This window comes from Sphingomonas sp. R1 (assembly GCF_025960285.1).
Taxonomy (GTDB): Bacteria; Pseudomonadota; Alphaproteobacteria; order Sphingomonadales; family Sphingomonadaceae; genus Sphingomonas.
Genome location: NZ_CP110111.1, coordinates 1,098,570 through 1,110,761 on the forward strand (window position 1 = coordinate 1,098,570; position 12,192 = coordinate 1,110,761).

The window sequence follows — 12,192 nt, forward strand, 5'->3', positions numbered from 1 at the left end:
CTTTACCATGTCCGCAATCACCAGCAGCTTCATCCTGGACGAAGCGATCACCGTCGGAGGCGAGGAGAAGATCGCCGCCGGCACCACCATCACCGTGCGCAAGCCCGGCTCGGGCGAGCTGCGCGGCCTGGCGCTGCAGAACCTGCTGCAGCTCGATGTCGCTTCGCTGCAGACGCTCGCGCCCCGCATCACCGCGCCGGTGCTGCTCAAGCCGTTCGTGGACGCCATGGCGCCGAGCGACCTTCTTCAGTTCGGCACCGAGGTGGTCGATTTTTTGCTGCCGAAGGCGGCGAAGCCGGCCTCCCCAACGACGTAGAAGACGTGATGGCAGACGTGGCGGCGGTCTTTCACTGGCAGCCGCCCGTCATGGACAGCATGAGCGTGTCCCAGCTGATGGGCTGGCACGCCCGCGCGATCGAGCGGCTGAAGGCCCTCAACGGCATCGAGGACTGAGATGGACCGCAACCTGCGCATCCGCATGGTACTGGAAGCCGGCGACAAGGTATCCCGGCCGCTGCGCGACATTGCGGGCGGCTCGGGCCGCGCCTCCCGCGCGCTGCAGCAGACCCGCGACCAGCTCGCCGGCCTCAACCGCGCCCAGAATGACGTGGCCGCGTTCCGATCGCTCAAGACCGGCCTGCGCGACACCGAGCAGCAGCTCGCCGCCGCCCGCACCCGCGTGGCCGAGCTGGCGCGCCACATTCAGGCGGCCGAGAACCCGACGCGCAAGCTCGCCCGCGACTTCGAGGCCGCCAAGCGCTCCGCCGCCGAACTGAAAACCCGCCACGAAAGCGAAAGCGCCGAGCTGCAGCGCCTGCGCACCCGCATGCGCGAAGCGGGCCTCGGCGCCGGCGGCCTGGTGCAGCACGAGCGCAACCTCCGCCAGGCCATCGCCCGCACCAATGACGAACTGGTCGAGCAGACCCGCCGGCTGCAGCATTCCAGCGACCGTGCCCGCCGCATGTCGGCCGCGCGCGAGCGCTTCGGCGCGGCGCAGGGTACCGCCGCCGGCATGGCGGCCAGCGGCTTTTCCGCGATCGAGACCGGCCGCGCGCTTGGCACGCCGCTGGTGGGCGCCGTCGTCGCCGCGCAGCAGTTCGAATCGGGCATGACGGACATCGCCCAGAAGGCGGACCTCACCCGCGCCAAGGCCGCGCAGATGGGCGAAGGGCTGCTCGCCGCCGCCCGCGCCGCCAACCAGCTGCCCGAGAGCCTGCAGCAGGGCGTCGACGTGCTGAGCGGCTTCGGCCTCGATCCCACCAAGGCGGTGCAGATGATCACGCCGATCGGCCGCGCTGCAACCGCCTACAAGGCGGAGATCGCCGACCTGGCCGCCGCCAGCTTCGCCAATCTCGACAACCTCAAGGTGCCTATCGAGCAGACTGCCCGCGCGATCGACGTGATGGCCGCCGCCGGCAAGGCCGGCGCCTTCGAGATGAAGGACATGGCGCAGTATTTCCCCACGCTGAGCGCCGGCTATCAGGCGCTCGGGCAGAAGGGCGTCGGCGCCGTCGCGGATCTGTCCGCCGCGCTCCAGATCGCGCGCAAGGGTGCGGGCGATTCCGCCACGGCCGCGACCAACGTCGCCAACGTGCTGCAGAAGATCAGCTCGCCCGCGACCGTCCGCGCGTTCGACAAAATGGGCGTCGATCTGCCCAAGGCGCTGAAGAAGCTATACGCCGAGGGCAAGACGCCGCTCGAAGCCATTGCCGAGCTGACCAACAAGACGCTCAAGGGCGACATGTCGAAGCTGGGCAACCTGTTCGAGGATGCCCAGGTGCAGCAGGGCCTGCGCCCGCTGATCGCCAACATGGAGGAATATCGCCGCATCCGCGCCCAGGCGCTGGCGGCAGGCGGCACCACCGACCGCGACTTCGCCGAGCGCATGAAGGACTCGGCCGAGCAGACCAGGCGGCTGCAGGTAAGCGGCACGGCACTCGCCGTCACGCTCGGCGCCAAGCTGCTGCCCACCGTCAACGCCGTGCTGGAGCGGGCAAATGCCTTCACCGATCGCGTGATCCAGTGGACCGCCGCCAATCCCGGCCTGGCGCGGTCGCTGGCCGTGGGCGCCGCAGCCTTCGCGGCGCTGTTCCTGGTGCTCGGCGGCGGCGCGATCCTGATCGCCGGCCTGGTTGCGCCGTTCGCCGCCCTGTCCGCAACGGCGACCCTGCTCGGCGTGGGCATGCTGCCGCTGATCGGCATTGTCGGGGGCGTTGTGCTGGGCGTGGTGGCGCTCGGCGCCGCGGCCTATGCGATCTATGCCAATTGGGGCGCGATCTCCACATGGTTCGCCGGGCTGTGGGAGGGGATCAAATCCGCGACCTGGTCGGCCATCCAGTTCGTCGGCCGGATACTGCTCAATTTCACGCCGCAGGGGCTGCTGGTGCAGGGCTTCATGGCGCTGCTCGTGTGGATGCGCGGGCCGCTGGGGCAGCAGATGATTACGGCCGGCGGCGACATCGTGCGCGGCATCATCACCGGCATTTCCGGCATGCTCGGGCGGCTCAAGGATACCATCGTGAATGCCGCGTCGGCGGCGGCGAGCTGGTTCAAGAGCAAGCTGGGCATCCACTCGCCTTCCCGCGTATTCGCCTCGTTCGGCGGGTTCATGATGCAGGGGCTCGATCAGGGCCTCGCTCGCGATCAGGACAGGCCCGTCGAGCGGATCGACCGGCTGGCCGGCAGCATAACCGCAGCCATGGCCCGCGCCCGGGCACCATTGCCGCCGCCGCTGCAGACGGCAACGCCCGCCAGGGTGCAGGTGCCGGTGCCCGAAACCCTGAACGTGGCGGCGCCCGCCCTCCCCGCGCTCAAGCTGGCGCCTATGGTGCAGATCGCGGTGCCCACCGAGCTGCAGCTAGCGACGCCCGCAGTCTCCGCGCGCAACCTGCCGCCGACTGCGGCGCCTGACAGGCGCGACCCGGCCCCCGAGAGGCTCGACCGGATCACGGCGCAGATCGCCGCGTTCGTAGGGCGGACGCAGATCGGAACGATGGAGCGCCTTGCCAGCGCCATCGCGACCGGCAGCGCGGCCCTGGCGGCCGGAACGGCGGCGGCGCAGCCGGTGCCGGCGACAGCGCCGCGCGCCGCCGCCCCCGCGCCTGCCGAGGCGATCTCGCTCACGATCGCGCCGGGGGCGATCATCATCCAGCAGCAACCCGGCCAGGACGAACGCGCCCTGGCGCGCCTGGTGCGCGAGCAGCTCGAGGAATTGCTCCGCCGCCGTGCGGCCGCCGCGCGCCGCGGCTCCATGGCCGATCGACCGGACGGAGATGATCTGTGAAGCTGCTCAGCCTGGGCATGTTCGTCTTTGCGATCGATACGCTCTCCTATGACGAGCTGCAGCGAAAGCGTGCCTGGCACTTCGCTGGCAATGGCCGCGTGGGTGCGAAGGACGCTATCCAGTTCACCGGCGCCGCCCTGGAGACGGTCACGCTATCCGGCAGCGCCCATATCGAGCTGGCGGACGGCCGCGTATCGCTCGACAAGCTGATCGAGATGGCGGCCGAGGGCGAGGACTGGCCGCTGGTCGATGGTCTGGGCAACGTGCTCGGCAATTTCGTAATCACCGCGATCGACGAACGACACCGGCATTTTCTGCCCGACGGCCGGCCCCGGCAGATCGACTTCGGCATTGATCTGCTCGAGTCTCCGGACATTGCCGCATGACGCCAACGCCCGATTTTCGCATCACGCTCGACGGCAAGGATCTCTCGCCGCAGATCCGGCCACGACTGATCAGCCTGACGATCACCGAAAAGCGCGGCGGCGATGCCGACCAGCTCGACCTGGTGCTCGACGACAGCGACGGCAAGCTCGCGCTGCCACCGGAGGGCGCGGTGCTCGCCGTCGAGCTGGGCTGGAAGGCCGGCACCGGGGTGGCGATCGGCCTCGTCGACAAGGGCCGGTTCAAGGTGGACGAGGTGGAGCATTCCGGGCCGCCCGACACCCTCGTCATCAAAGCCAGCGCCGCGGACTTCGCCAGCAGTCTCACCACCCGCCGCGAGCAGAGCTGGCACGCCACGACGATCGGCGCCGTCGTGCAGGCCCTAGCCGGCCGAAACAAGCTGGAAGCGCGCTGCGCGCCCCCCTTGGCATCGATCGCCTTGAATGCGCTGTCGCAGGAGCGCGAGAGCGATATTGCGTTCCTGCGCCGCTTGGGGCGCGAACACGATGCAGTTGCCACCATCAAGGCCGGATGTCTCATTTTCGCGCCGATCGGCGCCGGCATCACGGCCACCGGCAAGCCCCTGCCCGCCATCACCACCCGTCGTCGCAACGGCGATCGGCACAGCTATCGCGTCGAGAAGCGAGAAGCAGCCGGCAAGGTGGTGGCGGAATGGCACGATCGGAAAGGCGCGCGGAAGAAGAAGGTGGAAGTTGGCAGCGGCGACGGCGCTGAGCGGAAGTTATCCCGCGTCTACGCCAGCGAGGCGGAGGCGCGGCGAGCGGCGACCGCGGAGTTGAAGCGGGCCGGCCGCGCGCCGCGCAGGCTCGAACTCGATCTATCGCTCGGGCGTGCTGAGATTTCTCCGGAGCTGCCAGCTAGGGCCATAGGCTACAAGGCAGACATCGACGGGCAGCTTTGGTTGATTTGCGAGGTGAGACACCAGCTAGATAATCGAGTCGGTCTATTTACTAACCTGAAACTTGAACAACGCATCATGAGGGCTTCCTGAGGCTGTATCGCTGGCGATTTTCCTCGATTACTCAAGGTATCACCAGCGATAATTCGCAACCTCAAAAATATATTCACCCCGAGAATTTTTAAACCAAACGTTCAATTTACATTTTTCGTCGAAATTGTAAAGCTATTTATGATTGATCAGCCTTCCACTACTGCCTTCAAATACTCCCTTTCTCCCTTTGATTAAGAAAATCCAACATGCGCCTACTCAAGATTTGATCGTCATCTTCTGCTCTTGGTAAAGTGCTTATGGGCTTCTTATTTTTTCGGGGAGCAATTCCTTGCATCTTGCTCATTTGTTGTGCACCATCAGTGATTGCGTTAAGTATCTCCTTCAGATGATCCTCAGCGGGCCGATACGTTGGAGCGTACTGCTGGTTGCACGCTGCATTTTTGAAATAACCGATTTTATAACCTACAGAGTCCAATGAAGATAAAATGTCATCTAGCTCCTTATCGTCAGCGGCACATACCGCTGACCAACAATCATCAAATGCCGCATCAAATTCTGATACATCCAATTGAGGAAATTTCACATTCAGATGAATGTTGAAATAAGCCATGGATTTGCTACGATCTTGCTCGCTCATAACCTAGATCCTTTGATCTATTCTAGAGTACCTTTTACAATACTCTTGAATCTATAGAGATCTTTGTCTCCAACGTTTGCTCGGTCCGCGATGTCCCGAACGCTAATATTCGGAAAACCATCCTTTACCATTTCAACGAAAGCATCGAGCATCCGCTGAAATGTGGCTGATTTCGATTGGGACCGCATCCGTGAAACCCAGTCGAGCGCCACCGCTTGCAGATCGGTGTGGGCACAAAGGTCTGGTAGATCAAGAATTGGGTCGCCGTCCGCATCCATGTCTGAAACAGAAAACGGCATGAGGGCCGGATAAGGAGTGCTCATCTCCGCCAGCAGGGCGTTTCGCATGGACTTGAGTCCGTATCGAACACACTCTTCGAGAAACTCACTGCTCACCGCAAATGCCGTTCCCTCCTCGATTTTTCGGCGAACAGAAAATTTCTGCGCAGCAAATAATGCGATTTGCACGCAGTCGTCTGTTTCATGAAGGATCGAGGAAACTTGAAAGCGACGGCGCATCAACACAGCGAGCACCCGGAAACGCTTTTCAAGAATTACCCAAAATGGTCGGAGCGGATCACGATCATCAGGCACCGTTCACCTCCCTGTGGCAGCGGCATCTTATCCTTAAAAGTCAATTTTGCGAAATTTCTCGCTGCCATCGCGAAATAAATATTTTGCTTCCAGCCCGGCGATTTTCGGACGCGAAATGGGCTTTTCTCCACCGTGGGCACCGAACGCCCAAATAAGGAGACGTCCAATGCATGCCATCTGCTATCTCGCTATCGCGGTCGCGTACCTCATTGCGTTGGTTGCGTACGCACTGCTCGCCGTCAGCGCGATCGCAGATCCGCGAGGGGGCGACGCGCACAAAACGACGGAAAAGGTTGTTGCTGCGACTGACACGCAGCGGGCTGGTATCGACACGAACCCTCACCTTCATCAGTAGGGCCTGGCGAACAACGTGCGGCCTTATCAGTCCGCCGCCTAGGGCGTCAGGCCTTTCAGCCCACCCCCTGGAGATAGAAGCCTATTTCGCCATTTCCTACAGTGAGGGCGCTTGCCTACCGCGCGCGACGCTCTTTGGCTTCAAGTCGGAAAGCTCGCGCGCGAACATGCGCGAAGGCCAAATCTTGAACAGGGATTTGCGCTTGAAGCTACGCAAGCGCGCTTGGCAGCAACTGAGCTAAGAGTCGAGCACGTTCGTCCAAAGTCTCACCTGGTTGCTCGATCGAAAAAAGCGCTGCAAACATCTCCGTCGACCGCGAAGGTTTTACAACAACTTTAAAGCTAGACCCTTACGAACCGTAGCCCTTCACAAAAATTCAATCAAATAGCCTAGCAATTGGACCCTTAATTTTGCCCAAAATGTAATCACCATTCGCTTGAGAAATGTCATTTCCACCTACGATAACATCACGATTTATTGCACTGTCCTTCGCAGCTACTTCATTCACTACATTTTTCAATTTCTTCTGAATCTCATTTAACGCATTCGCCATATCGTCACCATTTGAATCTTGTGCCATGTCACCAATCCTCGAGATATCTAATTCTATAAATTTGACATTTTGAATTGAAAAATTCATCGCACGATTGAATTGTATTTCTAGAACACGTGCGGCCCATTTTGCGATGCCGAAGCGCCAAATAGGCTGGTTCAATCGTGCATATCAGACGTAATCAATGTACCAATAAAGAGAGACACACATATATCACGACACATTCAGGCCACCAACGCTATTAATACTAAGGAGCACTGATTCATGACCGTTCGCATGGCGAGCCGGGTTCTGCAGAGCGCGACGTTGTCGGAAAGCGGACGCCAGGTCCTCGCCTTCATCAAGGGCGGACCGCAGTGGCTCGAATGGGCCATTGGCACCCTCCATGCTAGCTACGATTTCCGAGACGAAGTCGACCTGCTGATGGCTGTCCAGTCTGCAATCCACGGGTCGCCCTTCATATTGCTGCCGCGGCTCAGCCTCTTGGTAAGTCCGCTCAAGCTCATGTCGGTTCCCGCGCCGGATCTCCGCACGCTTGCCCATGCCGAGGCTGGCGGTGACGGAGCTCCTCGCGACGCAGCGCTCAACGCTACTCTAAATGCGAACGGCCTATGCACACAGCGCATGCTTGCTGATGGCGCCGCGATGCTGTCCACCTTGGGCGTAGGTACTGCTCCCGCGTTTCAGGCGATGGGGTTGGAGGACCAGCTCGCAATCGTGGCGCTACAACAAGATTTGGCGTCGAGTGCCAGCCTCAACAAAGAAGCGGCGACCTTTGCCGCCGCGAGGGCGCAAAGCGCGAGCGAGTTTGTCGATTATTTCCGCGCATGCATCAGCTATTGGGCCGCCTCGGCAGCAACGTTCGCGGACACCGAGAGTCGCGCCGAGGCGATTGCCGCTGCGGTTGACACCTTACTACCACTCACATTTGCCGCGCTGGACTGCCCGCAAGTCGATGGCTTCGTCGGGGCGGCCGAGTTGAACACGGCCATCCGCAATTGGCTGGCGACAGGGCAAAGCGTCGGCTTCACGCGCAGTTCCCTGGCGATGCAGCAGATAATCGAGAACGGCGGCTATGCCGGCCAAAAAGGTGCGCAGGCCGAGAAACTGTTGCGCGACTACATCGGCAGTGCGCAGCAGGCATTAAGCGTACACAACATCACCAAGGGGAGAGTTGAGCAGAACGGTCAAACTTGGCTGTTTCACACAAACTCGGCAGCCGGCCAAACTGACATCGAACTCGACCGCACGGGGGTCATTTCACTGCGCCGGTTCAGCCGCGCTGGTGCTCAATTTGTGGCGGCCCTATCGGATGCTGCGGCGTAGGTCATTCCCAGCGTGCTCGAATCTAACGTCGATTCGTGGCCCGGGCATAGCGCGGGATTGCGACATGCCTCAGCACGGGTTCCGGCAGCACCCGACCAGATCCAGTCGTGCCAAGATTGCCGCGGCAACGACAGCTTCCGCTGAAACCGGCCATTCACGTCATGTGAGCCTGCTGGGCAGCCCCGCCTTCGGGGCCATCGCATACGAATCTCTACGTCATGTAGTTTGAACCAGTTTTGCAATCGCCTGTTCCAACTTCGCGCGCACAATATCGGAGCCGGAATAAGCTTTATCTTCGGCAGGGAGAGCCGCTAACGTAATGCTTGTGCGGTTGAGCTCAAAAACTAGCGCGACTCTCTCCGTGTTTTCGAGCGCGTGCTGACGGGCATCGACGAACGCCGGAATTTCGCCAATGACCTCGATGGCATATTGGCGATGGCTTTGTTCGGAAATCATATCCGACACCAGCTTAATGGAAATGACAATGTCCTCTATACCTTCAACCGTAGGCGAGGTGCTCTCAATCTCTTCAAGAAGGTAAATACTCAGCGCCTGGGTGTCTAGCTGGTATGTCTTAAATCCCGGTATTTTGCTCGCCCGATCGTATCCGGTAGTTAGGAACATTCGAGCCTTCGCGACCTTGCCAGTTCTTTTCATGAAAATTGCATACTGAAGCCAGAAGAGCGGCTCATCGTTTACCGCCGTGTCATTGGATAGGCGCGTATAATGCCCGTCCAAAAATTGATCGACTCCCGCATGGAACTTGAGGAAACGCTTGAGCGTCGAATCCTTCATCAGCACGCCAGCCAGCAGACGATGGACACGCTCCCTGCGCCGTCGCGTAGACGTGATGGTGATCGTGTAGCAGGCGTCGAGAACTTGCTTCGGTGTTAAGATCCTCTGGAGGAGATATTCGGAGAGCAACGCGGAACGCATCTCGACCCGATCGTCGCCCCCGCTCAGGAAATCGGCGCCCAGACCGCCAGATTTTTTCAGTTCTCCGTAGACGTCACATTGGGCAAGTTCCTGTAAGTCGCTATCGTCGAGCTCCACGCCAGCCCATTTGATGAGCGATGCGAGCGCGAGGATCTGGACCAACTCGCTGGAGGCTTTCGCGACAGCGTCGGAGATTTTCTCTCGAATTTGCGCGTGATTATACAGCTGTGTAACGATTTCCCGTACTTCTCGGGAGTTAGAGATGATGTCGTCGAACTGACCCGTTCGCGCGCCGGCACGGTCGAGGAGCTTGTGCAACTGCTTTTTGTCCTCATCGGAGAACAGATCAAGATTGACCCGCTTCATCGGCTCCGGGAGCTTGGTCAAGACCTCATGCAGGCGCACGTCCTGTTGCCCGGAGCGCATCGTCACTACGAACTTCGCGTCAGGGACACCCGCAGAGACGCGCTCGATATTGTCGATGGCGGCGTCATAATCGTCGAAGATGATAAGCGCCTGCCTTTCGGCTCGGATGACTTCAAGGTCTTGTGCAAGGCGTTTCCCGGCACGCCGCCACAAATAGCACTTGTAGCCATTCTCGCTGGCGTCTCGCGCCAAGACAGACGTAAAAATCGTCTTTCCGTTCCCGAGCCTTGAGAGGACGAGCACTGTCTTGTTAGTGCTGAGAAGGGCGAGCGCACTCTCAACGCTCTTCCCGCGCTTCGCTACGTAGCTATCATCGCGGACGGTGTTAAAGAAGCGACTTTGGTTGAAGTTGCCAAATGTCACCAAATTGAAGATCTCGACCGGCGTGGGGTCGACGAGCGGCTTTGCGTCGATGCCTCGCTGCAGGAACTTGAAGGACTCGAGAGATCGCGGATTCGCCGGTTTGGGCGATGGTGGAAGCGTTTTGACCAAATCGGCGAACCCGTCGAAGCCTATCGGTACGATTTCCCCATAAGGCGGCGCTCTTTCTACGAGTTGCTGCCTGGGCGGGTTGCGCGTGATGAAGTGAGTGCGCCTTGCGGACGTCTCGCCTGCAGCCATCAACCCAGTGATATGGTGATCGCCGAGGCTGAACCCCATAAAATAGCAGGCATCAAAGGTCCGGCGATCTCGTTGAAACTCGTAGAACCAGGTCGGATGTTCGCGAGTGATCACGTCGTAGGATAGACTATTTAGGATCAATTGCCTTTCGGCGTCTTTCTCTGTCGCCTTCCGTATCGATCCGTGCAAGTACACTGCAAAGGATTGGGGCAAATTCCTCGGCCTTTCATCATCGAAAGTGAAGATCGGATAGCTGCCACCCTTTACTAAGCTAACCATGTCGTCGTAGTTAGTAGTATAAATACGAGCCCATGGGAGAGAAATAATGTCTCTCTGATAGTCCAATACGGACGAAACCGTGAAGGTGTTATATAGAATGTCGTAAAGACTCACGTCGAAGCGATGCGCGAAGGCATCCGCTGCTGATTTCAGATCGTGGTCTCTCGGAGATTCTCCGATCGCTTCGGCCAACCGCTCCAACAAGGGCTGCCCTGCAGGGAGCTTCTCGCTCGCAATGTTGGTTGCGTCCGCCGAGAAGCCTGATCCAAGAAAAAGGACGGAGTTTTCTGGATCCAGTGTTTCGATCGGCAAGCTTCATCTCCCATGATGCAGGCGATGCTTACCCCCCCGAAACTTAACACGCGAGCCGGTTTTGAGGCAGGTCGTCAACCAAGGGTTATCGGGAACGGCAGACTCGGCTGTTTTATCAAGGACAGTTTGGTTTGTTCTAGCAGCTATGGGGGGACGTTCCGCGAAAAAATACCCTTCGTCATTCTGCAGTGCCAGTCGGGCGAGCGCCCGATGTCGGCTCCCGGCCAGACCGGCCGTTCGACACACCGCTTAGGAATGGCAGAAAAGTCCCAGCCTCGGCCGTGCTGCATTGTCTTCGCGAAATGTGACCGTTGACAGCGGCGGGAGATCCTTCCGCTGCGGAATTGTAGGAAAAGGCTCAAAACGCCGAACGTCACAACACGGGCGCCCCCTTCATTGCCAAGCTCGGGCGAGCCTCCGATCGATCAAATAGCGCCCGGCGTCACGCCCGTTTACCGACAGCGTTCCGAGCGTGCGGCCATATCGATCCTTGCCCTCCCGCCGGAGTATTACCCTCCCCGCTTTGAGAAACCTCTCGAGCTCGTCCCGGCTTCGCGCCGCCAGGGCATAGTCGCACCATCCGTGGCGGCGGCGATCTCGGCATTTCGGACTGCCGCGCAGCTCGGGCGCGTCGATGTTGGAGATGCGAATGCGCTCGCCGCCGCAACTGCGGACGGTGTCGCCATCATGCACGTTGGCAATGCATAGGTAAGCGGCGGAGATAAGCGTTAGCGCGATCATGCGCGGCGGCTAGACTGTATCGCGATGTTGCACCAGCCGAACCCGGCAACAAGCGTAGCACCTTGTCACAACCCATTCATCATTATGCATATTTTTCGGGTTTCCTACACATCAGCGGGAGGAGTATCGGAACAAATTAGGAACATGGTAGCAGGGAAGCAAGATTGATGTGCAAGCCGCCGCTCCGGCTGACGCCAGGTTGCGCGCATGGATGCGAGATTTGTGATGTTTCCTGTGCGGTTTTCGCCGCGCTGCGCGACGATTTATGGCGTGAGCTGGAGCAGCTGCACCGGGAGCGCGCGCTGCATCCTGGGCGCGTCAGCGCGAGAGATCTCGAAGTTGCGAAAGCGCAGCTGGCAAGCGCCGAGCAAGGATTCGCGCGCGCTCGGCCTCGGTCGCATCTGCCGGCACGATATGCAGAAGCGCCTCGAACATCGTCGTCAGCGCGTCCTCACTAGGAAGTGCGACCTGCATGGTGACAAACTGGATCGGCCGCTCAGGCTCGAGGATTGGCGCGTCTGGCGCTGGATCGTCTGTTTCCCCTAGCAGAAAGCTAGGGGACGTTCGCAGCGCGCGCGCAATCAGATGTATGTGCTTCGTGCCATACGCACCGCCAGTCGCGAGCTTGTTGATTGCGGTCTGAGATATCCCGATCCTACGGGCTAGCTCGGACTGGCTCAGGCCGTGCTCGGCTAGAAGTGATCGGAACCTATCAGCGGAGAACATAGCAGGAAGCTACACCTTTGGTTGTAGACCTCTACAAAACTTTATAG

Annotated in this window: 12 protein-coding genes and 1 pseudogene; 6 read left to right on the forward strand and 7 right to left on the reverse strand. The window is 59.9% G+C overall.

Features of this window, described 5'->3' with window-relative positions; all coding sequences use genetic code 11:
• Positions 1 to 7 precede the first annotated feature (7 nt).
• The 5 genes from OIM94_RS05280 to OIM94_RS05300 are packed head-to-tail and all read left to right on the forward strand — an operon-like array spanning position 8 to position 4,679.
• On the forward strand, positions 8 to 316 hold the full coding sequence (locus tag OIM94_RS05280) for a phage tail assembly protein (protein ID WP_264609052.1): 309 nt from the start codon (positions 8 to 10) through the stop codon (positions 314 to 316).
• 8 nt (positions 317 to 324) lie between these two features.
• Positions 325 to 453, forward strand: coding sequence for a GpE family phage tail protein (locus OIM94_RS05285; protein ID WP_264609838.1), 129 nt, complete (start codon positions 325 to 327; stop codon positions 451 to 453).
• Position 454: 1 nt separating this feature from the next.
• On the forward strand, positions 455 to 3,283 hold the full coding sequence (locus OIM94_RS05290; RefSeq protein ID WP_264609053.1) for a phage tail tape measure protein: 2,829 nt from the start codon (positions 455 to 457) through the stop codon (positions 3,281 to 3,283).
• A complete protein-coding gene (locus OIM94_RS05295) occupies positions 3,280 to 3,669 on the forward strand; it encodes a phage tail protein (RefSeq protein WP_264609054.1) in 390 nt (129 codons plus the stop codon). The genes OIM94_RS05290 and OIM94_RS05295 overlap by 4 nt, the downstream gene beginning before the upstream one ends.
• The gene (locus OIM94_RS05300) at positions 3,666 to 4,679 is read left to right on the forward strand and encodes a contractile injection system protein, VgrG/Pvc8 family (RefSeq protein WP_264609055.1); all 1,014 of its coding nucleotides are present in this window, start codon (positions 3,666 to 3,668) and stop codon (positions 4,677 to 4,679) included. Before OIM94_RS05295 ends, OIM94_RS05300 begins: the two co-directional genes overlap by 4 nt.
• Before the next feature lie 166 nt (positions 4,680 to 4,845).
• Here OIM94_RS05300 and OIM94_RS05305 read toward each other — a convergent pair whose 3' ends face one another.
• The 3 genes from OIM94_RS05305 to OIM94_RS05315 all read right to left on the reverse strand — a co-directional run bounded on the left by OIM94_RS05305 (position 4,846) and on the right by OIM94_RS05315 (position 6,940).
• Positions 4,846 to 5,277, reverse strand: a complete 432-nt coding sequence (locus OIM94_RS05305) for a hypothetical protein (protein WP_264609056.1) — start codon at positions 5,275 to 5,277, stop codon at positions 4,846 to 4,848.
• A 17-nt stretch (positions 5,278 to 5,294) separates the two neighbouring features.
• Positions 5,295 to 5,870 carry a hypothetical protein gene (locus OIM94_RS05310; protein WP_264609057.1) on the reverse strand — a complete coding sequence of 192 codons (576 nt, stop codon included), beginning with the start codon at positions 5,868 to 5,870 and terminating at the stop codon, positions 5,295 to 5,297.
• Positions 5,871 to 6,601: 731 nt separating this feature from the next.
• A complete protein-coding gene (locus OIM94_RS05315; protein WP_264609058.1) occupies positions 6,602 to 6,940 on the reverse strand; it encodes a hypothetical protein in 339 nt (112 codons plus the stop codon).
• Between the two features lie 102 nt (positions 6,941 to 7,042).
• Here OIM94_RS05315 and OIM94_RS05320 point away from each other — a divergent pair, with 102 nt between their 5' ends.
• Positions 7,043 to 8,104, forward strand: coding sequence for a hypothetical protein (locus OIM94_RS05320; RefSeq protein WP_264609059.1), 1,062 nt, complete (start codon positions 7,043 to 7,045; stop codon positions 8,102 to 8,104).
• Positions 8,105 to 8,320: 216 nt separating this feature from the next.
• Here the strand turns inward: OIM94_RS05320 and OIM94_RS05325 are convergent, their stop codons facing one another.
• From OIM94_RS05325 to OIM94_RS20190, 4 genes and pseudogenes are all read right to left on the reverse strand, one after another.
• The gene (locus OIM94_RS05325; protein ID WP_264609060.1) at positions 8,321 to 10,678 is read right to left on the reverse strand and encodes an SIR2 family protein; all 2,358 of its coding nucleotides are present in this window, start codon (positions 10,676 to 10,678) and stop codon (positions 8,321 to 8,323) included.
• A gap of 393 nt (positions 10,679 to 11,071) precedes the next feature.
• Positions 11,072 to 11,419 carry a thermonuclease family protein gene (locus OIM94_RS05330; RefSeq protein ID WP_264609061.1) on the reverse strand — a complete coding sequence of 116 codons (348 nt, stop codon included), beginning with the start codon at positions 11,417 to 11,419 and terminating at the stop codon, positions 11,072 to 11,074.
• Between the two features lie 318 nt (positions 11,420 to 11,737).
• Positions 11,738 to 11,893: a hypothetical protein gene (locus OIM94_RS05335; RefSeq protein ID WP_264609062.1), complete on the reverse strand. Its 156-nt coding sequence runs from the start codon at positions 11,891 to 11,893 to the stop codon at positions 11,738 to 11,740.
• A 132-nt stretch (positions 11,894 to 12,025) separates the two neighbouring features.
• A pseudogene (locus OIM94_RS20190) lies at positions 12,026 to 12,145 on the reverse strand (helix-turn-helix domain-containing protein); the annotation flags it as partial.
• Between the last annotated feature and the right edge of the window lie 47 nt (positions 12,146 to 12,192).

Coding starts and splice junctions, on each gene's coding strand:
- OIM94_RS05280 (WP_264609052.1), top strand. CDS start 8: ATGTCCGCAATCACCAGCAGCTTCATCCTGGACGAAGCGATCACCGTC.
- OIM94_RS05285 (WP_264609838.1), top strand. CDS start 325: ATGGCAGACGTGGCGGCGGTCTTTCACTGGCAGCCGCCCGTCATGGAC.
- OIM94_RS05290 (WP_264609053.1), top strand. CDS start 455: ATGGACCGCAACCTGCGCATCCGCATGGTACTGGAAGCCGGCGACAAG.
- OIM94_RS05300 (WP_264609055.1), top strand. CDS start 3,666: ATGACGCCAACGCCCGATTTTCGCATCACGCTCGACGGCAAGGATCTC.
- OIM94_RS05305 (WP_264609056.1), bottom strand. CDS start 5,277: ATGAGCGAGCAAGATCGTAGCAAATCCATGGCTTATTTCAACATTCAT.
- OIM94_RS05320 (WP_264609059.1), top strand. CDS start 7,043: ATGACCGTTCGCATGGCGAGCCGGGTTCTGCAGAGCGCGACGTTGTCG.
- OIM94_RS05330 (WP_264609061.1), bottom strand. CDS start 11,419: ATGATCGCGCTAACGCTTATCTCCGCCGCTTACCTATGCATTGCCAAC.
- OIM94_RS05335 (WP_264609062.1), bottom strand. CDS start 11,893: ATGCAGGTCGCACTTCCTAGTGAGGACGCGCTGACGACGATGTTCGAG.